Raw genomic sequence first — 24,586 nt, forward strand, 5'->3', positions numbered from 1 at the left:
AAGGATCGCAGAAATGCTGGGATCACAAATCACCCCCACTGACTCGGTCAGGCGGGTACTCGTGTCACCGGGATCGAGATCTAGCGGTCGACCACGGTGGTGTCGAAGTAGTAACGCGACGCTCGGTAGCAGTGGCTGCCGTACTCGACGGCACTACCTGAATCGTCAAATGCAGTGCGGCTCATGGTCAAGAGGGCAGCACCCACTTTCTCGTCGAGCAATCCTGCTTCTTCGCGAGTCGCCGCCCGAGCGCCGATTCGCTGCCGCGCCACACGGATGTGAACGCCGCGAGTTCGCAAGGTTTGGTACAGCCCTTGCGTCTCCAACTCCTCGGGATCGGGTGCGATGTCCACCGGAATGTAGTTGGTCATCACTGCCAGCGGTTCGCCGTTGGTGCTTCGCAGACGCCTGATGGTGGCCACTTCGGCGTCAGGTTCGAGGTTGAGTTCCGCGGCAACGTCCTCGGCGGGAACTCCCACCGTGAACTCGAGCAGCTTGGTCGTGGGCGCCTGGCCGGCCCTCGCAAGGTCGTCGAACAGGCTGGTGAGCTCGACCGGGCGGTGCACCGGACTTTGCACCACCTGAGTTCCGACTCCCCGCTTACGAACAAGTAGGCCCTTGTCCACCAGTTCCTGGATCGCACGTCGAGTTGTCGGACGTGAGAGATTGAGCCGTTTGGCCAACGCCAGTTCGTTCTCGAAGCGATCACCTGGGGCAAGTTCGCCACCGAGAATAGCGCCCTCGATTGCCTGGGCCAGCTGAAAATACAGCGGCACCGGGCTCGAGCGGTCCAACTCGACGGCGAGTGCTGCGACCACGGTCAACTCCGATCTGTCTTGGGAAGGCGCCGTATCGACGCTACTTCTCTCGGCAGTGTATGCGAACACTAACATTCACTTGACCGCAAGTCATAATGTCCAGACAAACTATTGACAATTGCTGTGTCGCGGCGCACAGTTTCAGTCATACAACGGTGCCCTGCGCGGGCAGCCCACCACGAACTCTCGGGAGTCAGTCTTGACAAGCATCAACACTCACCAGAGCGGGTCACACATCCCTGACGCACCATTCGACGTGCTTGCCATCGGCCGATCGGGGGTGGACATCTACCCACTTCAAACCGGTGTCGGACTCGAAGACGTCGAGACCTTCGGCAAGTTTCTCGGCGGCAGCGCGGCAAACGTCTCGGTGGCGGCTGCACGCCTCGGCCGGCGAGCAGCACTGATCTCCGGCGTAGGCAGCGATCCCTTCGGAAAGTTCGTCACACGCGAGTTGGCACGTCTGGGCGTCGACAACAGGTTTGTCGTCACCAATTCCGAGTACCCGACACCGGTGACGTTCTGCGAGATCTTCCCCCCTGACGACTTCCCGCTGTACTTCTACCGCAAGCCGCATGCGCCCGATCTTCGGATCACCCCGGAAGATATCGACCTCGACGCCGTTCGAGGAGCGTCCCTCTACTGGTCGACTGTGACGGGACTGTCCGAAGAACCGAGTCGCAGTGCACACTTCGCTGCTTGGGAAGCCCGCGAACGACGCCCGCTGACGGTCCTCGATCTGGACTACCGCCCGATGTTCTGGTCGACACCCCAAGAAGCGACCACTCAGGTGCAGCGCGCTCTCGCGCACGTGACGGTAGCCGTCGGAAACCGCGAAGAGTGCGAGATCGCGGTCGGTGAGACCAACCCGAACAAGGCCGCTGACGCGCTTCTCGACCTCGGAGTCGAACTGGCGATCGTGAAGCAGGGCCCGAAGGGTGTTCTCGGCAAAACACGAAAGCAATCGATCACCGTGCCGCCCAATGCCGTCGACGTGGTCAACGGGCTGGGTGCTGGCGACAGCTTCGGCGGATCACTGTGCCACGGACTGTTGGCCGGGTGGCCACTGGAGAAGGTACTGCGCTATGCCAACGCGGCCGGTGCGATAGTCGCATCTCGGCTCGAATGCTCCACTGCGATGCCAACCGCTGAAGAAGTCCACGATCTCGCCGAAGCCACAGCCACGGAGGCAGTCAATGTCTGACAAGCTCGCCGCCCGCCCCCTCGCCACCACCTACGCCGACGTGACGGAACTGCGTGCGAGCGATCCGCAGATCATCGAAAAGTCCTGGGCAGCAAGAACTCCTCGCGCCACCGTTCGAGGCAACGGACGACTGATGATCGTCGCTGCCGATCATCCAGCGCGTGGGGCATTGTCTGTCGGCGGCAAGCCGACAGCGATGAACAGTCGTACCGATCTGCTCGACAGATTACGCACGGCGCTCGACAATCCCGGAGTCGACGGCGTTCTCGGTACCGCGGACATTCTCGACGATCTGCTCCTCCTCGGGGCCCTCGAGGACAAGGTCGTCTTCTCGTCGATGAACCGCGGCGGCCTGGCGGGCGCGAGCTTCGAACTCGACGACCGCATGACCGGATATACCGCGGCGGGCACCGCGAAGTTCGGAATGAACGGCGGAAAGATGCTGCTGCGCATCGCCCTCGACGACGCGGGCACCCTGCCCACCATGACGGCATGTGCCGAGGCCGTTGACGAACTGGCCGCGGCCGGACTGATCGCGATGCTCGAGCCGTTCCTCTCCAGTCGCGTCAACGGCAAGGTGGTCAACGATCTCAGCCCCGACGCCGTCATCAAGTCCATCCACATCTCCCAAGGTCTCGGCTCCACCTCGGCGTATACGTGGATGAAACTGCCGGTCGTCGACGAGATGGAACGCGTCATGGATGCGACCACCCTCCCGACGCTGCTCCTGGGCGGCGATCCGCAGATCGCGCCGGAAGAAACGTACGCGAAGTGGGGCGCTGCCCTTCAGCTGCCGTCCGTGCGCGGACTGATCGTCGGGCGCGCGCTGCTCTACCCACCGGACGGCGACGTGACCGCGGCCGTCGACACCGCAGTCAAGCTCGTCCACTAGAACCGACCTGGCAGGAGCAAGATGTTCAGCAAGTACTACGTCCCCGCCGGATCGTCCGCCGACGGTGATTTCACGACAGTGGTCACGCCGGAGTCCGCCGGGTGGGCCGAATCCAGCTTGTGGACACTCGAACTCGCCCCCGGCGCTAACGTCCACCTGCAGTCCGGCGAGAACGAGATAGTCGTCGTTCCACTGTCGGGTTCGGCCGTGATCGTTGCCGAGGGGACGGAGATCGCCCTGACCGGCCGCGCGTCGGTCTTCGACGGACCGAGCGACTTCGCCTACGTAGGAAAGGATTCCGACTACACAGTGGCCAGCGCAGGTGGAGGCCGCTTCGCCCTGTGCGGAGCGCGCGCCGGCGCAAAGCTCCCCCATCGCTACGGCCCGGTGTCGGGAGTTGCCGTCGAACTCCGCGGTGCCGGTAACTGCAGCCGACAGGTTCACAACTTCGCCACCGCAGACACTTTCGAGGCAGACTCCATCATCGCGTGTGAGGTCATCACCCCCGGCGGGAACTGGTCGTCGTATCCCAGCCACAAGCACGACGAGAACAGCGACGTCGAATCGGCCCTGGAAGAGATCTACTACTTCGAGATCGACCGCAGCCCCACCGGGACCGAAGGGTTCGGCTACCACCGCGTGTACGGAACCGCCGAGAGACCTATCGAGGTGCTCGAGGAAGTCCGCTCGGGCGACGTCGTCCTCGTGCCGCACGGCTATCACGGCCCGTCCATCGCAGCGCCGGGCCACCACATGTACTACCTCAATGTCATGGCAGGTTCGGGCGAGATCCGGGCGTGGAACATCTGTGACGATCCGCAACACACCTGGCTACGTGGAAGCTGGGATCACCAGGACATCGACCCTCGACTGCCGTTGCAGTCCCACAACTGACGGAAGTGAAAGCTGTGGCACCCACCAACAACGCAACCGGCAATCGTCTACCTCGCGACGAGCCGACCGTACACCTCACCGTTTCTCAAGCTGTCGTCCGCTTCCTCGCCAACCAGTACACCGAACGCGATGGCCAGCGCACCAAGCTGTTCGCCGGCTGCTTCGGAATCTTCGGGCACGGCAACGTCGCCGGACTGGGGCAGGCACTCTTGCAGGCCGAGATCCAGGATCTCGACGCCGGCCGTGAGCCGACACTCCCCTACGTGCTCGGCCGCAATGAACAGGCGATGGTGCACTCGGCTGTCGCGCACGCCCGCATGAAGGACCGCCTGCAGACGTGGGCAGTCTCGTCCAGCGTCGGCCCCGGTGCCACCAATATGATCACCGGCGCGGCGCTGGCCACCATCAACCGTCTACCTGTATTACTCCTTCCCGCAGACACTTTCGCGACCCGCGCCAGTGCCCCCGTCTTGCAGGAACTCGAACTCCCGTCGAGCGGCGACGTCACAGTCAACGACGCTTTCAAGCCGGTCTCACGATACTTCGATCGGGTATGGCGCCCGGAGCAGTTGCCGAGCGCTCTGCTCGCCGGGATGCGCGTTCTCACTGATCCCGTCGAGACCGGCGCAGTCACCATCGCCATCCCGCAGGACGTGCAGGCCGAGGCATTCGACTGGCCCGAGTCTTTCTTCGCCGAACGGGTGTGGCACGTGGCCCGCCCGCTCCCCGAGCGATCGGTGATCGAACGCGCCGCCGCGATCATCCGCTCGGCTCGCAAGCCACTGATCGTCGCCGGCGGCGGCGTGATCTACAGCCAGGCCACCGACTCTCTGGCAGCGTTCTGCGCGCAGACCGGAATCCCCGTGGGGCAGAGCCAGGCCGGCAAGGGTTCATTGGTCTACGACCATCCACAATCCGTCGGGGCGGTGGGGTCCACCGGCACTACGGCTGCAAACGCACTGGCCACCGAGGCGGACGTCGTCATCGGAATCGGCACGCGGTACAGCGATTTCACGAGCGCGTCCCGCACCGCATTCACCAATCCCGACGTTCGCTTCGTCAACATCAACGTCGCTTCACTGGACTCCGTGAAGCAGGGCGGAGTCAGTGTTGTCGCCGACGCACGTGAGGCACTCGACGCGCTGGCACTTGCACTGAACGACTACCGGGTGGACGACGAATACGCGTCCAGGATCGGTGAACTCGCCCGCAATTGGGATGCGATCGTCGAATCCGTCTACAACCCAGCCGAACCCGCGGCTGACGGCTCACTGAATCAGAATCAGGTCATCGGCCTGGTCAACACGTTGTCCGATGCACGTGACGTCGTGGTGTGCGCTGCCGGGTCCATGCCGGGTGACCTCCACAAGCTGTGGCGAACCCGTGATGCCAAGGGGTATCACGTCGAATACGGGTACTCGTGCATGGGATACGAAGTTGCCGGCGGTCTAGGCGTCCGCATGGCGTGCCCCGATCGCGACGTGTTCGTGATGGTCGGCGACGGTTCCTATCTGATGATGGCCACCGAATTGGTCACCGCCGTACAGGAACGCCTCAAGGTCATCGTCGTCCTGGTGCAGAATCACGGATTTGCCTCCATCGGTTCGCTGTCAGAGTCGCTGGGTTCCCAGCGCTTCGGCACGCAGTACCGCTACCGCTCGAATGACGGACGTCTCGACGGAGGTGTTCTCCCGGTCGATCTGGCCGCGAACGCCGCCAGCCTCGGTGTCGACGTCATCCGCGCCAACACCGCCGCCGAGTTCGCCGACGCGATCAAAGTCGCCAAAGCAAGCGACACCAGCACGGTCATCCACGTCGAAACCGATCCGCTGATCGGCGCCCCGGACAGCGAATCATGGTGGGACGTACCGGTATCAGCTACTTCCGAACTGGAATCGACCAAGAACGCCCGGACAGCCTACGAGTCCTGGAAGAAGATCCAGCGATCGTATCTACGTCCATCCGAATGAAAATTCCGCACAGCCACACCCCAAGAAGCCTGCCCGCGAAAGGAATCTAGACATGAGCGCGATTCGCGTCGGATCAGCCCCCGACTCCTGGGGTGTGTGGTTTCCGGACGACCCTCAGCAGACCCCGTACACGCGATTCCTCGACGAGGTGTCCGCGTCGGGATACGAATGGATCGAACTCGGTCCGTTCGGATACCTTCCGACCGATCCAGCCAAGCTGACTGACGAACTCGGAGCACGCGGCCTCAAGCTTTCGGCCGGTACCGTTTTCGAACACCTGCACCAGGACGATTCCTGGGATGCCGTCTGGAATCAGATCAAGGACGTCGCCAAGTTGACCGCAGCCGTCGGCGGCAAGCACGTAGTGGTCATCCCCGAGATGTGGCGCGATCCTTCCACCGGAGTGGTACTCGAAGATCGAAATCTGACTCCCGAGCAGTGGCGCAAGAAAACCGACGGCATGAACGCTCTCGGCAAGGCGATGCTCGAGGAGTACGGCGTCATGGCGCAGTACCACCCTCATGCCGACAGCCATGTCGACATCGAGGACAACGTCTACAAGTTCCTCGAAGGTACAGACGAGCGTTTCGTGAACCTGTGCCTCGATACCGGCCACATCAGCTACTGCGGCGGCGACAACCTGGCCATCATCAACAAGCATCCGGAGCGCATCGGGTACCTGCACCTCAAGCAGGTGGATCCGGCGATCGTCGCCAAGGTGGAGGCGGAGGACCTGCCGTTCGGCGAAGCCGTCAAACTCGGCGCGATGATCGAACCACCGCGTGGAATCCCGGACATGCCGCCGCTTCTGGAGGCCATCGAGAAGCTCGGCATCGACGTGTTCGCGATCGTCGAGCAGGACATGTATCCCTGCCATCCCGACACACCGCTGCCCATCGCACAGCGCACTCAGAAATACCTGTCCACCTGTGGCGTCCCCGCCGTCCGTTTCAGCTGAGCAACACAATCGAGGAGTACCACCGCATGTCTGACAACCAGGATCTCCGGATCGCAGTGCTCGGCGTCGGCATCATGGGGGCCGATCACGTCGACCGCATCACCAACAAAATCGGCGGTGCCCGAGTCACTGTCGTCAACGACTACTCTCTTGCCCGCGCCGAGGAAATCGCAGCATTGACGCCGGGGTCACGCGTCGTCGTCGATCCGTTCGATGCCATCGCAGCCGAGGACGTCGACGCCGTTGTGCTCGCAACCCCGGGCCCGACCCATGAGAAGCAGGTACTTGCCTGCCTCGAAGCAGGCAAGCCGGTTCTCTGCGAGAAGCCGCTGACCACCGACGCGGACAGTTCGCTGGCGATCGTCAAAGCCGAAGCAGCGCTGGGAAAGAAACTGATCCAGGTTGGTTTCATGCGCCGGTTCGACCACGAATACACCCAGCTCAAGGATTTGATCGACAGCGGCGATCTCGGTCGCCCTCTCGTTGTGCACTGCGCGCACCGCAATCCTGCGGTTCCGAACGGCTTCGACAGCGCGATGATCGTCAAGGACTCACTCGTCCACGAGGTCGACGTGACGCGATTCCTGCTCGACGAAGAGATCACCTCGGTGCAGATAATTCGGCCGTCTGCGAATTCGCTTGCTCCCGAGGGCATTCAAGACCCACAGATCGCGATATTCGAGACCGAGTCCGGTAGACACGTCGACGCCGAGGTGTTTGTCACCACCGGAGTTGCCTACGAGGTGCGCACCGAAGTTGTCGGCGAACTCGGAAGCGCGATGATCGGACTCGACGTGGGACTGATCCGAAAGACCAAGCCCGGAAACTGGGGTGGGCAGATCACCCCAGGATTCCGCGAACGCTTCGGGCAGGCATACGACACCGAGTTCGCCCGGTGGATCAAGGCAGTGAAGACGGGCGCCGGCACCGGCAACTACATCGACGGACCAGGTGCCTGGGACGGGTACGCCGCGGCCGCTGTCTGCGCCGCTGGCGTGAAGTCTCTGGAGACGGGTCAACGCGTCGTCGTGGACATGGTTGCGCGCGACTCTGTGGCCGGAGCGTAGCGATGAAGGTCGCACTCGATCCCACACCGTTCCATCACGATTACTCGCTGCTGGAGCTTCCCCGAGTTGTTGCCGATCTCGGATACGAGTACCTGCAGCTCACACCGCACGTCGACATGATCCCGTTCTTCAATCACCCGAAAGCCGACGACGCGCTCGTCACCGAGTTCCGGAAGGCCTGCGCGAGTGCGGGAGTCGGCATCGCGTCGGTGCTCCCGGTCCTTCGGTGGTCCGGCCCGGACGAGGACGCTCGCGAAGCAGCAGTGCGTTACTGGAAGCGGGCCATCCAGATCACGGTCGATCTCGGTGTCAACGTCATGAACACCGAATTCTCCGGCCGCCCCGAGAAAGCCGAAGAGTCCGAGCGTGCGTTCTATCGTTCGATGGAGGAACTGCTTCCGATCATCGAACGCGAGGGGATCGACGTCCTGATCGACCCGCACCCGGACGATTTTGTCGAAGACGGACTTGCCGCGATCCGCACGATCCGTGGCGTGAACTCCAAGAACCTCGGCATGGTGATCGTGGCGTGCCACCAATTCCACATGGGTGGGGACCTTCCCGCCATCATGGAGGCCGCCGGCGACATGGTCCGTCTCGTACATGTGGCAGACACCATGGATCATCACCGTTCCCACGGACTTCGCTACATCACCAATCCGCCAGGCAATGCCGTTCGAGTGCATCAACACCTCAAAATCGGGGACGGAGACGTCAACTGGGACGAATTCTTCGGCGGCCTCGGCAAACTCGGCTTCTACGATCGTGACAACACCGTGATGGTGTCGAGCGTCTTCGCCGAGAACGAAAACGCACACGAGGTTTCCCGGTACCAACGCGAGACGATAAACGACTATGTCGCCAAGTACACCTCCCCGAACTCCTGAGCCACCAGACCACTAGGAAATACCATGACCAGCACTGATACTCGTGTCATCGCGCACTGGTTGGACGGCAAGTCGTTCGCCGGAACATCCGAGAACACCGCCCCCGTCACCAACCCCGCCACCGGACAGATCACCGGCCGACTCGCCCTGGCGAACCTCGAGGACGCTCGCACCGTCATCGACGCTGCTGCGGCGGCCTTCCCCGCCTGGCGTGACACCTCCCTGGCCCGGCGCACACAGATACTGTTCAGCTTCCGCGAACTCCTCAACGCTCGCAAAGGTGAACTCGCCGAGATCATCACAGCCGAGCACGGCAAGGTTCTCTCCGACGCCCTCGGCGAAATCAGCCGCGGACAAGAAGTAGTCGAATTCGCCTGCGGAATACCGCATCTCCTCAAGGGCGGATACACCGAGAATGCATCGACCAAGGTCGACGTCTACTCCATCCGCCAACCCCTCGGCCCCGTAGGCATCATCTCCCCCTTCAATTTTCCCGCGATGGTCCCGATGTGGTTCTTCCCGGTTGCCATCGCCGCCGGGAACACCGTGATTCTCAAACCCTCGGAGAAGGACCCCACCGCGGCGATCTGGCTCGCCGAACTCTGGGCCGAAGCCGGTCTGCCCCCCGGCGTCTTCAACGTCCTCCAAGGTGACAAGCTCGCCGTCGACGAACTCCTGGAAAACAAAGCAGTCAAAGCGATTTCGTTTGTCGGATCCACCCCCATCGCCCAGTACGTCTATGCCACCGGCACCGCCAACGGCAAACGCGTGCAAGCACTCGGCGGCGCCAAGAACCACGCCATCGTTCTGCCGGACGCCGACCTCGACCTCGCCGCCGACGCAATGGTCAACGCGGGATTCGGCTCCGCGGGCGAACGATGCATGGCGATCTCCGCCCTGGTCGCAGTCGGCGACATCGCCGACGAACTGGTCGCCAAGATCGTCGAACGCACCACCCCCCTCGTCACCGGTGACGGCACCAAGAACTCCGACATGGGTCCGCTCGTCACCAAGGCCCACCGCGACAAGGTCGCCTCATACGTCGATGCAGGCGAGAAGGACGGCGCCACCATCGTGGTCGACGGACGTACAGTCCAGGCCGATGGTGGACCGGACGGCTTCTGGCTCGGTCCCACCCTCATCGACCACGTCACCACCGACATGTCGATCTACACCGACGAAATCTTCGGGCCTGTTCTCTCCGTCGTGCGCGTCGATACCTACGACCAAGCCCTCGAACTGATCAACAACAACCCGTACGGAAACGGCACCGCCATCTTCACCAACGACGGCGGCGCTGCCCGACGCTTCCAGAACGAGGTGGAGGTCGGCATGATCGGCATCAACGTCCCCATCCCGGTTCCCATGGCCTACTACAGCTTCGGCGGCTGGAAGAACAGCCTCTTCGGTGACACCCACGCTCACGGGACAGAAGGTGTTCATTTCTTCACGCGAGGTAAAGCCGTCACCAGTCGCTGGCTCGACCCCAGCCACGGCGGCATCAACCTCGGCTTCCCCGAAAACAGTTAGCCGGCAAGACATCTGTGGCCGAGACTCTCGAAGAGGCTCGGCCACAGATGTTTTCGAGAGGTCTACGCGACCGTGGGGTGGTACGTCAGCACCTGAACTCCGGATTCGTACCGACGATCGTCCTTCAACTCGAGGTCGATCTTGTCGGCCGATTCGGGGAACACTCTCCCGCCGGACCCGAGAATGACCGGGAAGACCATCAGTCGCAGCTCGTCGACCAGACCGGCCAGCAACAACGCGTGGACGAGCGTCCGACTTCCCGCGACCAGGATTTCGCCGTCGATCTGTTCCTTCAGCTTCGGAACGGATTCCTCGATGGGACCGTCGAGCGCCGTCGAGTTGTTCCATTCGAGCGGCTCCGTCGAACTCGTGACGACGTACTTGGGCATCTCGTTCATCTTGTCCGCAAAGCCTTGGTCGTCTTCGCGCTCAGGCCAGGCACCGGCGAAGCTCTCGTAGGTCCGTCGACCGAGTAGAAGCACGTCCGCGGCGAGGGTTTCGTCGAGTTTGAACTTCATCTGATCGCCCTCCTGGTACGGAAAGACCCATCCAGTGTGCGCATAGCCCGGTTCGCCACCGGGCGCTTCCATGACCATGTCCAAAGACACGAATTCTGTCACCACGATCTTGCCCATACCGATCCCCTGTCGTCAGTGCGTGTGCGCCATTCGAGTAGTCGACTACACCACTGTTACAGACTCTGCGTGGTGGTGGAACTCATCAGCGGCGATCGTCCACTATGACCGATGTACAAACCGAATCGCCTGTTTTCGATCCCTCTGCTTGCGTGGCGATTCGGACGTTCCCTCACGTTCGCATACCCTCGTATATCGATGATGTGGCGTCGAAAGTGTGCAGTGGCAGTGGCCGGAACAGTGCTCTCAGGGAGCATTGCGTTTACCGGTGTCGTAGGGACCTCGGGAGTGGCCGGCGCCCAACCGGCCCCGCCGCCGCCCACCACCACCACCACCGAGGCACCGTTCACAACACCCAACACCGACAGCTGCCCGTTCACGAGTAGCCCGGCGCCGGCGATCGATCTCTCCGAAGCACCTGCGCCCGGATCCACGGCCCCGACTGCTGTCCCGATTCCGGAAAGCCCCGTCGGTGGAGACAAGCTCGGCGAGTGTGGCGTCGTACTTCCTGACGGCGCTCCCCCGCTCCCGGCCGACATCGCGGCATCCGGATGGGTACTCGCGGACGCCGAAACCGGTGAGGTCCTCGCCGCGAAAGATCCGCACGGTCGCTACCGACCGGCCAGCACCATCAAGATGCTGTTGGCTCTCGTCGCTCTCGACGAACTCGATCTCGACACCGAAATCACCGCAACTGCCGAAGATGCGGACGCTGAAGGTAGCGCTGTCGGCATCGGCAAGGGCGGCAAGTACACCAACCGGCAACTGATGCAGGGTCTGGTCATGGCGTCGGGAAACGATGCCGCGCACGCTCTTGCCCGCCAACTCGGCGGTGACGCTGCAGCCGTGTCGAAGATGAACGCGCTCGCGGCCGAACTCGGCGCCCTCGACACTCGCACGGCAACTCCATCCGGACTCGACGGCCCGGGGATGAGCAGCTCACCGTACGACCTGGCCGTAATCTTCCATACAGCCCTCCAGAATCCGACGTTTGCCGGACTGATCCATACCGAAACCGTCGAGTTTCCCGGCTTCCCGAAAGATCCGACGATTCCTGACGATCAGGACCGCCCCGGATTCACTCTCGCGAACGACAATCAGTTGCTCTACAACTACGACGGCGCATTGGGCGGCAAGACCGGCTTCACCGACGACGCCCGCCACACGTACGTCGGTGCTGCGGAGCGCAACGGCCGGAAACTACTGGTGACATTGATGGGCGGCGAAGCCAAGCCGATCCGTCCGTGGGAGCAGGCTGCCCGTCTACTCGACTACGGATATGCACTCCCCGCCAGCACAACCGTCGGCTCGTTGACGGACCGATCGACCGACGATGCCACGCCCGATGTCACTCGCACACCGTCTGCCGCTGCACCAGGCTCGATCTCGGCAGCACCCACCGCTACCGACACCGAGTCGGACACCACTGACCGCATCCTCATCGGTGCTGTCGGCGGAGTTGTGGTGATCGCGCTGGTGGCGGGAGCCGTTGCCCTGAACCGTCGAAGGCGCTAGCGCGGCCGACGGCGCATGAAGCCCGAAAGACCCAGGCCGGCAACCGCACCCGTGGCGATCAACGCAGCCACGCGAGACGGTGAAGCTCCGTCACTGACAACGATTCGCGGCGAGATCACGGCCGGATCCGGCGGCGGAACGAAGGCGAGAGCCATACTTTCCTTTGTCGTCGCCGCCCACGCCGTGCAGAACAGCAGCATCCTCGACGCAGTGAACACGAACACGAGCAAACCGATGATCGGGCCGAATGCCACGCCCGCCGGGCCACTGGTGACGGCCGCGAGGTAGATCGCACCTACCTGCTTGAAGATTTCGAACACGACCGCGGCGATAAGCGCTGCCTGCGCGGCGCTGCGCAGCGTGACAGGCTCGCGCGGTAGCCGGGCAATCACCCACAGGAACACCGCCCACGTCGCCAGGAGTGAGAGCAACAGTGAAACGACTCTGAGCCCCACGCCGACACCGGTGATGTTCTCGAGGTTGAGCCATTTCACGATCTGAGTCGCAACCGGCCCGCTGCTCAGCGCCGACATTCCCAGTGAGACGACCATGGCGAGAGCCAGACCGATGAGGGCCCCTGCGTCACCGAGTTTGGTACGAACGAAACCCTTCGGCTCGCGCTTGCTCTCCCACATCGCCGTCAGCGCGTCGCGAACATTTGCCATCCAACCGAGACCCGCGTACGCGGCACCCAGGAGACCGAAGATTCCGACGCTCGCGCGCGAGTCGATAGCCGAATCGATCAGCGTGTTGATGGTGTCACCCAAGCTGCCCGGAATGCTCTTGGTGATCTGCTCCTGAATCGACTCCAGGTACTCGGGATGCCCGGCCAATACGAAACCGGCCACTGCAAACGCGACCATCATGATCGGAATCAATGCGAGAACACTGAAGTACGTGATTCCCGCAGCGTAGTAATCGCCCTTTTGCTCTTGGAAACGTCCTGCGGCGCGAACCAGATGATCGAGCCAGGGTCGCGCTGCTCGTTGCTTCTCGAGAAAGCTCGGTGCGTCGTCGTCCGTGTCAGCCATTGCCGTCCCCCTCATGTTCGGTCAGGCGTCGTGAGTCCGAATTCGCGTAAGTCAGCCCTTCGGTGCCAGGAATCCGACCTTGTCATAGACAGCGGCGAGAGTGCGTGAAGACACCTCACGGGCGCGGTGCGCTCCAGCCGCGATGATGCGATCCAGCTCTGCCTCGTCGGCAAGGTAACCGTCGACCTTCGCCTTGAGTGGGGTGACGAACTCGGTCAGCACATCAGCGGTATCGGTCTTGAGGTCGCCGTACCCCTTGCCCTCGTAACCGGCGACCAGAGTCTCGATCGGTACTCCCGAGAGAGCCGACTGAATGGTGAGCAGGTTGCTGACGCCCGGCTTGGCCTGCGGGTCGAAACGAATCTCGCGCTCGTTGTCGGTGACGGCCGACTTGATCTTCTTTGCCGACACCTTCGGATCGTCGAGCAGATTGATCAGTCCGGCCGCACTGGCGGCGGACTTGCTCATCTTGGCGGTCGGATCCTGCAGGTCGTAGATCTTTGCCGTGCCCTTGATGATCTGCGGCTCGGGAACAACGAACGCCTTGCCGTAGCGGGTGTTGAACCGGCCGGCCAGATCGCGTGCGAGTTCGAGGTGCTGACGCTGATCCTCACCCACCGGAACTCGCTGCGGGCGGTACAAAAGGATGTCCGCGGCCATCAGAACCGGATACGTGAACAAACCGACACTGGCGTTGTCGCTGCCTTGCTTGGCGGACTTGTCCTTGAACTGCGTCATACGGCTGGCTTCACCGAAACCGGTGATGCAGTTCAGGACCCACGCCAACTGTGCGTGCTCGGGAACCTGACTCTGTACGAACAGCGTCGCCCGATCCGGATCGATCCCCACCGCAAGAAGCTGAGCCACCGCAACCTTGGTGCGACGACGCAATTCCTTCGGGTCCTGCGTCACCGTGATGGCATGAAGATCCGGAATGAAGTAGAAAGCGTCGAAATCGTCCTGCAACGGAACCCACTGCTGCAGCGCACCCAGGTAGTTGCCGAGGTGGAAAGAATCCGACGTCGGCTGGATTCCGGAAAGCACGCGAGGCTTTGCGGTGGGCTTCTGTTCTGCAGGGGTCGACATGGTTCCGATCTTTTCACGAGTGGAAATCAGTGCAGTGGCGTGGTGCCCGGGTAGTCGAGTTCGACGAGGTCTTCACCGTGGGCGGTGAGGTCCTCCGCACCGAACTGGTAGACGGTCCGGAAAACGACGGGTTCCCATTCTTCGGTGTAGAAGTCCATCGTTTCGCGGAACCACTCCAACTGATCCTGTTGCTCGGACAGTAGAGAACCCGCACCTCGGATCACAACTACATATCCGGCGCCAAGTCCGAGTACGCCGTCGAGATCGCGCATGACATCGTCGAAAGCGTCTTTGTTGCGCCCGAAGTGGGACGGAAACTGGAAGGCTGCCGCGAACTCGTCGAAGACCTGCGCCGTTGTTCGCATGTTCTCGCCGCGAACCACCCGAACGACAAAATTCTCGCCACGGAGTTCACGTGCAAGATCATCTGCGACGGCCGGGTCGCTCCGCAGGGCCACTGAAGCCACATCCGAAGACGGATCCAGCCACTGCGCCACGCTGACCGTAGACGAGTCCGACATCAGCGAATCCTCACAAACGTGTCGTAGTGATCGAGGGTGTACCACGCCGAACCGTCGTTACCGGTGACGATTCGCTCGGCATCACGACCTTGGCCGTTTTTCTTCGCGTTGACGTCCCATTCCTGATAGACGACACGTCCGCCACCGGCACCGACAGCGGGCAGACGCCCTTCGCTGTTGCGGAAGGTGATGCCGCCCTTGGTACCCGGCGCATTGGCGGAATCCGGCCACCGCCCGGCGTCGATCTCCACGAGCGTGGCGAGAACGCGCGTCGGCGCATCGCTGTTCGTCTGCTGCGTTGTCTTGACAGCGGAGCTGGAGGGCGCGGAGCTCGAGGGCACGGAACTCGACGGCGCGGCCTTGGTGGTAGCACCCGGCTTGGCTTGAACAGTCGAGGACTGGGCACTCGAGGACTTCGTAACCGACGACGCCGAACTGTCGGAGTCACGTGAAGAAAGGGTTACCGCCAGTACGAGCGCCACCACCGCCACCACGACGGTGATGATGGCGTTGCGCGTCTTTGCGCTCGGCATTTTCAGACCTTCAGACATGCGCGTCCCTACCGGTACGAGACAGTGACAGGTGCGTGATCCGACCAACGGAGGTCGTAGGACTCAGCGCGTTCCACGAGCGCAACCTTGGCCCGCTCGGCGTATCCGCGGGTGGCAACCTGGTAGTCGATACGCCAACCCGAATCGTTGTCGAATGCCTTGCCGCGGTACGACCACCACGAGTACGGACCGTCGACACCCGGATGGAGGGTGCGGAAGACATCGACCCACGCGGAATCTTCGGCGAACAGCAGATCCATCCAAGCGCGCTCCTCGGGGAGGAATCCCGAAGACTTCTTGTTGGTCTTCCAGTTCTTGAGGTCGAGTTCGGTGTGCGCGATGTTCCAATCGCCGCTGACCACCACGTGACGATCGGCAGCCTCGGCCGCCGCAGCGGTGGTAGCGAGGTGAACTGCGAAGGACGCCATGAACCGCTCCTTCTCCTCCTGCTTCGGCGTGAGCGCCTCACCGGAGGGCAGGTACAGGCTCGCGACGGTCAGATCCGCGAAGTCGGCTTCGATGTATCGACCGGCGTCGAGAAACTCGTCGTCCCCGTGACCGATCCGCACCGCGTCAGGTTCCGTGCGTGAAAGCACAGCGACTCCGTTGCGTCCCTTCGCGGACGGCTCGGCGGAGACGAGGAACCATCCGTTGCCGAGCGCTGGTTCGAGAGTGTCGCGAAGCTGATCGTCCGACGCACGCGTTTCCTGAAGGCAGATGAAATCCGCCGACGTCTTCTCCAGCCAGTCGAGCATGCCCTTGCGGGCAGCTGCTCGAACGCCGTTGACGTTCACGGACGTGATGGTGTGGGGCGCAAGAATGTGGGAGTCAGCAGTTTGTGGCACGGCAAGCACCGTAGCCGATTCCACCGACGCGGATGGGCGCCCAGGTCAGCGCACGGCCCTACGCTGCAGAATCACCGCAAACGCCAGCACGACGAGACCCGCGACGGCCAGCAACGACCCAACCGCTGCCGGTGCGGTATACCCGTAACCGGCAGCGATGACGACGCCGCCGATCCACGCTCCGAAGGCATTGGCGATGTTCAGCGCGGCGTGATTGAGAGACGCAGCCAAGGTCTGAGCGTCCTCGGCGACATCCATCAACCGTGTTTGAAGGCCAGGAACCATCGAGGACCCGGCAAGCCCGATGAGGAAGACGAAGACAAGCGCCGTGTACGGATTGCGCACGGCGATCACGAAGACCGCGAGGATCACCACGAGGGATCCCATCGACAGGAACAAACCCTTCATCAGCGCGCGATCCGCGAGGTATCCACCGACGAAGTTGCCGGCGACCATGCCCAGTCCGTACAGCATGAGCGCCAGAGGAACGAACGAAGCACCGAGACCGGACACGTCGGTGAGCGTCGTACTGATGTAGGTGTAGACGGCAAACATCCCGCCGAATCCGACCATTCCCACGATCAGGGTCATCCACACCTGAACGCGGCCCAGTGCCCCGAGTTCGGTGATCGGATTCGTCACCGGCATACCGTCCAACCGCGGAATCCAGACGAACAGCGAAGCAACCGTTGCCACCCCGATCACGGCCACCAAGGCGAAGGCGCTGCGCCAGCCGAGTGCCTGGCCGATCCAGGCCGCGACCGGCACCCCGATCACATTGGCCACGGACAGACCCATCATCACCATCGCCACGGCCTTCGCGCGTTTACCTGGTTCGGCCAAATGAGCGGCGACCAGTGCGGCGACTCCGAAGTACGCGCCGTGCGGCAATCCGGCGACGAATCGAGCCATCATCAGCGTCGTGTACGAGGGCGCAAAGACCGAAGCGGCATTGCCGACGGTGAATGCGACCATGAGTGCGATCAACAGGGTGCGGCGCGGTACCCGTGCGGTGAGAGCAGCGATCAGCGGAGCACCGACGACAACCCCGAGCGCGTACGCCGAGATCACGTGACCCGCGATGGGTTCAGAGACGCCGAGCCCGGATGCCATTTCCGGGAGCAATCCCATGGCGACGAACTCGGTTGTGCCGATACCGAAACCGCCGAGGGCAAGAGCGAGCATCGCTGGACCTCTGGCGGAACGAACCCCGGGTGTCGAGGTGTCAGAACGGGAGAGGGTAGACGAAGTCACTGATCAATTGTGGTCTCACACCTGGTTGAACTTCCAAGTGAGAGCGGGTGAGTTCACTCACGTGAGACCGCGAACACAAATGGGACGCCCGGTTTCCCGGACGTCCCATCAGAAGGTGAAACAGTGAATCTACTTCGCGGCCATGGCCTTCTGCAGGTTCACGTCGAGTGCGCCGAGGAACTCCTCGGTGGTCAGGTAGCCCTGATCGCCGCCGACCAGCATCGAGAGGTCCTTGGTCATCTGGCCGCTTTCGACGGTCTTGATGACAACGTCTTCGAGCGCCTGCGCGAAGCCGATGACCTCAGGGGTGCTGTCGAGCTTGCCACGATGCTCGAGTCCGCGGGTCCACGCGAAGATGGACGCGATCGGGTTGGTCGAGGTGGGCTTGCCCTGCTGGTGCTGACGGTAGTGACGCGTCACGGTGCCGTGAGCAGCCTCTGCCTCACAGGTCCTTCCGTCCGGTGTCAGCAGAACCGACGTCATGAGGCCGAGCGAGCCGAAGCCCTGGGCCACGGTGTCGGACTGGACGTCGCCGTCGTAGTTCTTGCATGCCCAGACGTATCCACCCTCCCACTTGAGTGCGGAAGCGACCATGTCGTCGATGAGGCGGTGCTCGTAGGTCAGACCTGCGGCATCGAACTCAGCCTTGAACTCGGTCTCGTAGACGTGCTGGAAGATGTCCTTGAAGGCACCGTCGTACGCCTTGAGAATGGTGTTCTTGGTGGACAGGTACACCGGGTAGTTCTGCTGCAGTCCGTAGGTGAGCGACGCGCGAGCGAAGTCACGGATGGACGTGGTGAAGTTGTACTGCCCCTGGACGACGCCGCCCTCTTCGGGGAAGTTGACCAGTTCGTGCTCGATCGGTGCGCTGCCGTCCTCAGGCGTGTAGGTGATCATCACCTTGCCGGGGCCGGGGACCTTGAAGTCTGTGGCGCGGTACTGGTCGCCGAATGCGTGACGGCCGATGATGATCGGCTTGGTCCAGCCCGGAACGAGTCGCGGAACGTTGGAGATGATGATCGGTGCGCGGAAGATCGTGCCGCCGAGAATGTTGCGGATCGTTCCGTTCGGGGAACGCCACATCTTCTTGAGACCGAATTCCTCGACACGTGCCTCGTCCGGCGTGATCGTGGCGCATTTGACGCCGACGCCGTGCTTCTGGATCGCGTGCGCTGCGTCGATGGTGACCTGGTCGTCGGTCTCGTCGCGGTACTCGATACCGAGGTCGTAGTACTCGAGGTTCACATCGAGATACGGATGGATCAACTTGTCTTTGATGAACTGCCAGATAATGCGCGTCATCTCATCGCCGTCGAGTTCGACGACGGTGCCCTCAACCTTGATTTTGGACATGGGTGCTTCGCGTCCTCCTAGGAAGTTTCCCTGGTTACACGGTTGCGGTCACACTTTGTGAGTGGGTCCGCGAACGGTTCGATTATCAAACCTAGACGGTGTGGACTGATCTCGGGAGATGAGTCCCAAACAAGACAAGCGTACTGCTAACCCGTGAGGCCGCAACCGGCAGGTCCACCCATCGGTCTCTACTCGCGAGTAACTTTTGCCTGCTAGTGGGCTGCGTCGCTCTGTCTCGTGTGCGGTTGCGGCTCACAATTCGCCCCGCGTCAGGACTGCGCTCACTTCCCGGTAGAATCCGACTTGGTCATGAGTGCCAGCGTCAAGCCCCGGCTCGCTGGACGGCAACCCTCCAACCGCGGTGGGGTGCCCCGGGTGATGACCAGGTTTCCCGACGTGGATCTGCTCACGCAGTTCCACCGCAATTCGGGTGACAAGCGCGGGTCCGACAGGGACGGACCCCAGACCGGGCCGAGCCCCACGGAGGTAACTCAGTATGTGTCGCACTTGTAGATAGACCCCAGCACGGGGCGGCGATCCTTCGCCCCCGTCCGACATCTATCCGTCAGACCACTGGAGTGAACAAATCATGACCGACAACACAGCCGACGGCGCAGCAACTTCTGATCCGACCGCGAACTGGTCGTTCGAGACCAAGCAGGTGCACGCCGGGCAGACAGCGGACACCGCCACCAATGCGCGCGCTCTGCCGATCTACCAGACCACCAGCTACGTCTTCGACAGCACCGATCACGCTGCGGCACTGTTCGGCCTCGCCGAGCCTGGCAACATCTACACGCGGATCATGAATCCCACACAGGACGCCGTCGAACAGCGCATCGCCGCCCTCGAAGGCGGAGTCGCCGCACTCCTCCTCTCCTCGGGCCAGGCTGCCGAAACCATCGCGATCCTCAACATCGCCGAAGCCGGCGACCACATCGTCTCGAGCCCGTACCTGTACGGCGGCACGTACAACCTCCTGCATTACACCCTTCGCAAGCTGGGCATCGAAGTCACCTTCGTCGAAGATCCCGACAACCTCGAGCAGTGGCGCGAAGCCATTCGCCCGAACACGAAGGCGTTCTACGGCGAGACGATCGCCAATCCCAAGAACCACATTCTCGACCTCCCCGGTATCTCGTCGCTGGCCCACGAGAACGGTCTTCCGTTGATCGTGGACAACACTGTCGCGACGCCGTACCTGCTCCGCCCACTCGAACACGGCGCCGACATCGTCGTTCACTCCGCCACCAAATACCTTGGCGGACACGGCACCGCGATCGCCGGCGTCATCGTCGACGGTGGCACCTTCGATTGGACGCAGGGTCGCCACTCGAACTTCACGACGCCTGACCCCAGCTATCACGGCGTCACCTTCGCAGACCTCGGCGCGCCGGCATTCGCACTCAAGGCGCGCGTCCAACTGCTGCGCGATCTCGGCTCCGCCGTGGCGCCGTTCAACGCGTTCCTCATCGCGCAGGGCATCGAAACCTTGAGCCTGCGCATCGAGCGCCACGTGTCCAATGCCCAGAAGGTCGCCGAATTCCTCGACGGCCACGGCGAGGTGGCCTCCGTTTCCTACGCGGGACTCCCCTCCTCGCCATGGTTCGAACGCGGAAAGCAGCTGACGCCCAAGGGAACCGGCGCCATCGTCACCTTCGAGCTGCCCGGAGGTATCGATGCGGGCAAGACGTTCGTCAACGCCCTGACGCTGCACAGCCACGTCGCCAACATCGGTGACGTTCGCTCACTCGTCATCCACCCCGCCTCGACGACACACTCGCAGCTCACCCCTGAAGAGCAGCTCGCCTCCGGTGTCACGCCCGGACTCGTCCGCCTCGCGGTCGGTATCGAAGGAATCGACGACATCCTCGCCGATATCACCGTCGGCCTGGCTGCGGTGGCAAACTCGTGACCGTGAACGAATTGGAGCCCAGGATCGACTTCCTTCCCCCGCCCGACGGCCAGGTGGGGTTCGTCGACATCGGCGCCCTGGAACTCGAGAGCGGCGCGGTACTCCCATCGGTTTCGCTCGCCGTTCAGCGGTGGGGTGAGCTGTCCCCGAACCGCGACAACGTCGTACTCGTCGAGCACGCACTGACCGGAGACTCACACGTCACCGGACCGATCTCCGCAAATCAGCCCTCCCCCGGCTGGTGGAACGGGATGGTTGGGCCGGGCGAACCGATCGACACCGGCGAATGGTGCGTCATCGCAACAAATGTCCTCGGTGGTTGTCGCGGCACGACCGGTCCTAGTTCGCTGGCCGACGACGGCAAGCCGTGGGGCAGCAGGTTCCCGGAGATCTCCATCCGGGATCAGATCGCGGCGGAGAAGAAGCTCGTCGATCTCCTCGGGATAGACCAGTTGGCCTCGGTAGTCGGCGGATCCATGGGCGGCATGCGCACCCTCGAATGGGCAGTTACCTACCCGGACAGCATTCGCTCCGCGTTGGTTCTCGCAACCGGTTCACGGGCCACCGCAGATCAGATCGGCACCCAGACGACGCAGATCGCTGCCATCGTCTCCGATCCGGATTGGCAGGGCGGTGACTACCACGGAACGGGGCGGGTACCTCGCGCCGGACTCGGCATCGCCCGTCGCATCGCGCACCTGACGTACCGCACCGAGTCCGAACTGGATGCGCGCTTCGAGAACTCCGCTCAGAACGACGAAAATCCTTGGAACGGTGGACGATACGCCGTCCAGAGTTACCTGGAACATCAGGCAGACAAGCTGGTCGACCGCTTCGACCCGAGCACGTACGTCCTCCTGACCGAGGCCATGAACCGGCACGACATCGGTCGTGGACGCGGCGGCGTTGCAGCGGCGTTGGCATCGATCACGGCGCCGGTCGTCGTGGGCGGCGTGGACTCGGATCGGCTGTATCCCCTTCGTTTGCAGGAGGAGATCGCGGACGGCATTTCGACGTGCACTGGCCTCGAGATTCTCAAGTCCAGAGACGGCCATGACGGCTTCCTGACGGAGGCGGACGCTGTCGCCGGACTGCTTCGCCGAACGATGGAGTTCGCACGCACGGCCCGCTGATCCGGCACAGAGGCACAATTTCAGGATCCGTCAATGTCGGGAAAACTACAGCTGATCTGCAGGTTTTCCCGACATTTTCATTGGCGTCCCTGAGCCGGCGCGGCTAGCATCGGCGAACGTGAATCAGCCATGCTCGACGCGCCTGCAGGCTACGTACATTCCCGAGCACATGTCCTTCGCGTTCTGGGGTGACACAGATCCGGCAGCGCGTCTGTCGGCGCTGGGGATGCCGACGGGATCGCCGGGCATCTGCCGGCTGGCGATCCCGGTCGACGAGTCGATCACAGCGACCGACGTCGAAGCGCAACTGCTCGACCTCGCCACCGCGATCGACGCCTTGCACACCCTCGATGCACGTCGCGACGACCTCGGACCGTCGTTGCTCGCATGGAAGCGCGTCATCGACACCGGCGCACATGACATTCCGACTGCAGCGCATGCCGCGATCGAGCGCGACGACACGAGAATCAGAAGCGCCCGGTCCACGGTGCGGTTGTTCACGGATGCGCGCGCAGCCGTGGAGAGTCTTCGCCGAGCAAAGATTCAGGCGACATTGCGCCCGTATCAAGTGCACGGAGTTGCCTGGCTGACTGCACTGTCGGGTTCGGGCGGTGGAATCCTCGCCGACGAGATGGGTTTGGGCAAGACACTGCAAGCGATTTCGATGATCGCGATCCGCGCCGACGACGGTCCACACCTGGTTGTGTGTCCCACTTCGGTCATCGGAAACTGGCGCCGCGAGATCGAGCGATTCGCTCCGCATCTAACACTGCACGTTCATCACGGGACCGCTCGCGCACTTCCCACTCGTGTTCCTGCCGGCGCCACGGTGCTGACCAGCTACAGCGTCTTGCGTTCCGACGCAGCACAATTGGCCCCGATCCATTGGAGTTCAGTGGTCTTCGACGAGGCACAGCAGATCAAGAACCCCTCTTCGCTGGCAGCGAAGGCCGCAATGCAGTTGTCGGCCGACGTCAAGGTAGCGATGACCGGCACGCCGGTGGAGAACCGTCTCGAAGAATTGTGGTCGATCTTTCGCGTCGCCAATCCCGAAGTCCTCGGAACTCGCGCACGGTTTCGTCAACGCTTTGCCGTACCGATCGAATCCGGTCGATCGGCCACCGCGGCGACCAGGCTTGCCGCGGTCATCGATCCGTTCATTCTGCGCAGAACCAAAGACACAGTGGCCAAGGATCTTCCGCCCAAGCAATTTTCCACCGTCTCGTGCACTCTGACGTCGGAACAGGCGCGCATCTATCGGTCTGCAGTTGCAGATGCTTTCGACACCGGTTTGGGTACGGGAATTGCCCGGCGCGGCAATATCCTCGCGCTGCTGACCACCCTCAAGCAGGTATGCAATCATCCGGCGCAGGTCACCGGCGATACGGATGACCTCTACGGAAGATCCGGAAAGCTCGACCGCGCAACGGAAATGATCGCCGAGATCGTCGACGACGGCGATCGCGCGCTGATATTCACGCAATACCGGACGATGGGCGAGATGCTCTCACGGCACCTGGGCTCCGAGTTGGGAATCGGCGCAATCCCCTTCCTTCACGGCGGCCTGAACACCGACAAGCGCGACGCGATGGTCGACGCATTCCAGAACGACACGGATTCACCACCGGTTCTGATTCTGAGCTTGCGCGCCGCCGGCTTCGGCCTCAACCTCACGCGAGCAAGTCACGTCGTGCACTACGACCGGTGGTGGAACCCAGCCGTCGAGGACCAAGCAACCGACCGGGCACACCGCATCGGCCAGAAGCGCACCGTCAACGTCCACACCTTGGTGACGGGCGGTACCGTCGAGGATCACATCGCAGCGATGCACGAGTCCAAACGAGCTGTGGCCGATGCTGTTTCCGGGAACGTCGAGGCCGCCCTGGCCGATCTACCTGACACCGAACTGCGTGAACTCCTCGAACTCGACGGCGCGGTGATCATCTGATGGCCAACGAATTCGGTGTCACCGCTTGGGGTCGAGCATGGCTGCGCACGGTGGAGCGGACTGCGGCATCCGGTCCGAACCCGTCCCTGCCGACGGCTCGTACCCTCGCACGCAACGGTTCCGTGGAGTTCACCGTGGTCTCATCGGGGACCGTCGTCGCGGAGGTGAGCACCAAAGCAAAAACTTCGTCGGTGACAATTTCTGTCCCGCTCTGGACCAAATCCGAAATCGCCGCAGTGAAGAGCCTTCTCCGTTCGGCGGGAAAGGCCAACAGATCCGTCTCCACCGGCGAACTGCCGGACAGCATCGTCACCGAACTGCAGGCTCGAAATATCGCAGTAGCCGTTGATCTTTCGGAGTGCACTGCCAGCTGCGACTGCTCAGGTCGACGCTCGCCGTGCGTTCACCATCTCGCCGCGATCTACGCCCTGGCCGGGCGAATCGACGAGGAACCTGCACTTGCGGTGACGCTGCGAAGTGCACCGGTCAAGGCTGGAAAGAAGTCGACATCCACAGATTCACCGGAGTGGATCCCCTTGAGTGATATCGACATTCGCTCGTTCTACGGGGACTGATCTT

22 protein-coding genes and 1 riboswitch are annotated in these 24,586 nt (G+C 62.5%); of the genes, 13 read left to right on the forward strand and 9 right to left on the reverse strand.

Annotated elements, in window-relative coordinates; translation table 11 throughout:
• Positions 1 to 80: 80 nt before the first annotated feature.
• Entirely contained in the window at positions 81 to 818 is a 738-nt protein-coding gene (locus tag H7C86_RS28990; protein WP_003941006.1) for a GntR family transcriptional regulator, read from the reverse strand.
• Between the two features lie 199 nt (positions 819 to 1,017).
• On the opposite strand from H7C86_RS28990, the gene iolC reads away from it, so the two are divergent.
• From iolC to H7C86_RS29030, 8 genes are read left to right on the forward strand one after another with little or no spacing between them, the layout of a single operon-like run.
• Positions 1,018 to 2,022 carry a 5-dehydro-2-deoxygluconokinase gene (gene iolC / locus H7C86_RS28995; protein WP_020969140.1) on the forward strand — a complete coding sequence of 335 codons (1,005 nt, stop codon included), beginning with the start codon at positions 1,018 to 1,020 and terminating at the stop codon, positions 2,020 to 2,022.
• Positions 2,015 to 2,914 (forward strand): aldolase, encoded by a 900-nt coding sequence (locus tag H7C86_RS29000; protein ID WP_133728409.1) that lies wholly within the window; start codon positions 2,015 to 2,017, stop codon positions 2,912 to 2,914. Before iolC ends, H7C86_RS29000 begins: the two co-directional genes overlap by 8 nt.
• Before the next feature lie 21 nt (positions 2,915 to 2,935).
• Entirely contained in the window at positions 2,936 to 3,808 is an 873-nt protein-coding gene (iolB, locus tag H7C86_RS29005; RefSeq protein WP_134998745.1) for a 5-deoxy-glucuronate isomerase, read from the forward strand.
• 14 nt (positions 3,809 to 3,822) lie between these two features.
• Positions 3,823 to 5,778, forward strand: a complete 1,956-nt coding sequence (iolD, locus tag H7C86_RS29010) for a 3D-(3,5/4)-trihydroxycyclohexane-1,2-dione acylhydrolase (decyclizing) (RefSeq protein ID WP_182262724.1) — start codon at positions 3,823 to 3,825, stop codon at positions 5,776 to 5,778.
• Positions 5,779 to 5,830: 52 nt separating this feature from the next.
• Positions 5,831 to 6,736, forward strand: coding sequence for a sugar phosphate isomerase/epimerase (locus tag H7C86_RS29015; RefSeq protein WP_019747670.1), 906 nt, complete (start codon positions 5,831 to 5,833; stop codon positions 6,734 to 6,736).
• A 26-nt stretch (positions 6,737 to 6,762) separates the two neighbouring features.
• Positions 6,763 to 7,803 carry a Gfo/Idh/MocA family protein gene (locus H7C86_RS29020; RefSeq protein WP_019747669.1) on the forward strand — a complete coding sequence of 347 codons (1,041 nt, stop codon included), beginning with the start codon at positions 6,763 to 6,765 and terminating at the stop codon, positions 7,801 to 7,803.
• 2 nt (positions 7,804 to 7,805) lie between these two features.
• Complete coding sequence (locus tag H7C86_RS29025; RefSeq protein WP_134998744.1) at positions 7,806 to 8,690, forward strand: sugar phosphate isomerase/epimerase family protein; 885 nt, start codon at positions 7,806 to 7,808, stop codon at positions 8,688 to 8,690.
• Between the two features lie 24 nt (positions 8,691 to 8,714).
• Positions 8,715 to 10,220 (forward strand): CoA-acylating methylmalonate-semialdehyde dehydrogenase, encoded by a 1,506-nt coding sequence (locus tag H7C86_RS29030; RefSeq protein WP_019747667.1) that lies wholly within the window; start codon positions 8,715 to 8,717, stop codon positions 10,218 to 10,220.
• A gap of 62 nt (positions 10,221 to 10,282) precedes the next feature.
• Here H7C86_RS29030 and H7C86_RS29035 read toward each other — a convergent pair whose 3' ends face one another.
• Positions 10,283 to 10,855, reverse strand: a complete 573-nt coding sequence (locus tag H7C86_RS29035) for a dihydrofolate reductase family protein (protein WP_019747666.1) — start codon at positions 10,853 to 10,855, stop codon at positions 10,283 to 10,285.
• A 198-nt stretch (positions 10,856 to 11,053) separates the two neighbouring features.
• On the opposite strand from H7C86_RS29035, the gene H7C86_RS29040 reads away from it, so the two are divergent.
• Positions 11,054 to 12,370: a D-alanyl-D-alanine carboxypeptidase family protein gene (locus tag H7C86_RS29040; RefSeq protein WP_176450521.1), complete on the forward strand. Its 1,317-nt coding sequence runs from the start codon at positions 11,054 to 11,056 to the stop codon at positions 12,368 to 12,370.
• On the opposite strand, the gene yhjD is transcribed toward H7C86_RS29040, so the two are convergent.
• From yhjD to H7C86_RS29075, 7 genes are all read right to left on the reverse strand, one after another.
• The gene (gene yhjD, locus H7C86_RS29045) at positions 12,367 to 13,401 is read right to left on the reverse strand and encodes an inner membrane protein YhjD (RefSeq protein WP_020969131.1); all 1,035 of its coding nucleotides are present in this window, start codon (positions 13,399 to 13,401) and stop codon (positions 12,367 to 12,369) included. The genes H7C86_RS29040 and yhjD overlap by 4 nt on opposite strands.
• 51 nt (positions 13,402 to 13,452) lie before the next feature.
• Positions 13,453 to 14,487, reverse strand: a complete 1,035-nt coding sequence (gene trpS / locus H7C86_RS29050) for a tryptophan--tRNA ligase (RefSeq protein WP_003941025.1) — start codon at positions 14,485 to 14,487, stop codon at positions 13,453 to 13,455.
• A gap of 26 nt (positions 14,488 to 14,513) precedes the next feature.
• Positions 14,514 to 15,008, reverse strand: a complete 495-nt coding sequence (locus H7C86_RS29055; RefSeq protein WP_029254979.1) for a barstar family protein — start codon at positions 15,006 to 15,008, stop codon at positions 14,514 to 14,516.
• Entirely contained in the window at positions 15,008 to 15,541 is a 534-nt protein-coding gene (locus tag H7C86_RS29060; RefSeq protein ID WP_020969129.1) for a ribonuclease domain-containing protein, read from the reverse strand. The genes H7C86_RS29055 and H7C86_RS29060 overlap by 1 nt, the downstream gene beginning before the upstream one ends.
• A 26-nt stretch (positions 15,542 to 15,567) precedes the next feature.
• Positions 15,568 to 16,413: an exodeoxyribonuclease III gene (locus H7C86_RS29065; protein ID WP_078377401.1), complete on the reverse strand. Its 846-nt coding sequence runs from the start codon at positions 16,411 to 16,413 to the stop codon at positions 15,568 to 15,570.
• Between the two features lie 36 nt (positions 16,414 to 16,449).
• Positions 16,450 to 17,658 carry an MFS transporter gene (locus tag H7C86_RS29070; RefSeq protein WP_372461238.1) on the reverse strand — a complete coding sequence of 403 codons (1,209 nt, stop codon included), beginning with the start codon at positions 17,656 to 17,658 and terminating at the stop codon, positions 16,450 to 16,452.
• A 129-nt stretch (positions 17,659 to 17,787) separates the two neighbouring features.
• Positions 17,788 to 19,011 (reverse strand): NADP-dependent isocitrate dehydrogenase, encoded by a 1,224-nt coding sequence (locus H7C86_RS29075; protein WP_019747659.1) that lies wholly within the window; start codon positions 19,009 to 19,011, stop codon positions 17,788 to 17,790.
• A gap of 305 nt (positions 19,012 to 19,316) precedes the next feature.
• Positions 19,317 to 19,457, forward strand: a riboswitch (SAM riboswitch).
• A 143-nt stretch (positions 19,458 to 19,600) separates the two neighbouring features.
• On the opposite strand from H7C86_RS29075, the gene H7C86_RS29080 reads away from it, so the two are divergent.
• The 4 genes from H7C86_RS29080 to H7C86_RS29095 all read left to right on the forward strand — a co-directional run bounded on the left by H7C86_RS29080 (position 19,601) and on the right by H7C86_RS29095 (position 24,582).
• A complete protein-coding gene (locus H7C86_RS29080; RefSeq protein ID WP_019747658.1) occupies positions 19,601 to 20,926 on the forward strand; it encodes a bifunctional o-acetylhomoserine/o-acetylserine sulfhydrylase in 1,326 nt (441 codons plus the stop codon).
• On the forward strand, positions 20,923 to 22,059 hold the full coding sequence (locus H7C86_RS29085) for a homoserine O-acetyltransferase (RefSeq protein WP_182262725.1): 1,137 nt from the start codon (positions 20,923 to 20,925) through the stop codon (positions 22,057 to 22,059). The genes H7C86_RS29080 and H7C86_RS29085 overlap by 4 nt, the downstream gene beginning before the upstream one ends.
• Positions 22,060 to 22,177: 118 nt before the next feature.
• Positions 22,178 to 24,007, forward strand: a complete 1,830-nt coding sequence (locus H7C86_RS29090; RefSeq protein ID WP_259349322.1) for a DEAD/DEAH box helicase — start codon at positions 22,178 to 22,180, stop codon at positions 24,005 to 24,007.
• Positions 24,007 to 24,582: a hypothetical protein gene (locus tag H7C86_RS29095; RefSeq protein WP_020969123.1), complete on the forward strand. Its 576-nt coding sequence runs from the start codon at positions 24,007 to 24,009 to the stop codon at positions 24,580 to 24,582. Before H7C86_RS29090 ends, H7C86_RS29095 begins: the two co-directional genes overlap by 1 nt.
• The last annotated feature ends 4 nt before the right edge of the window (positions 24,583 to 24,586 follow it).

Origin of the sequence: Rhodococcus sp. UFZ-B548 (genome assembly GCF_903819475.1) — a bacterium.
GTDB classification, from domain to species: Bacteria; Actinomycetota; Actinomycetes; order Mycobacteriales; family Mycobacteriaceae; genus Rhodococcus_F; species Rhodococcus_F erythropolis.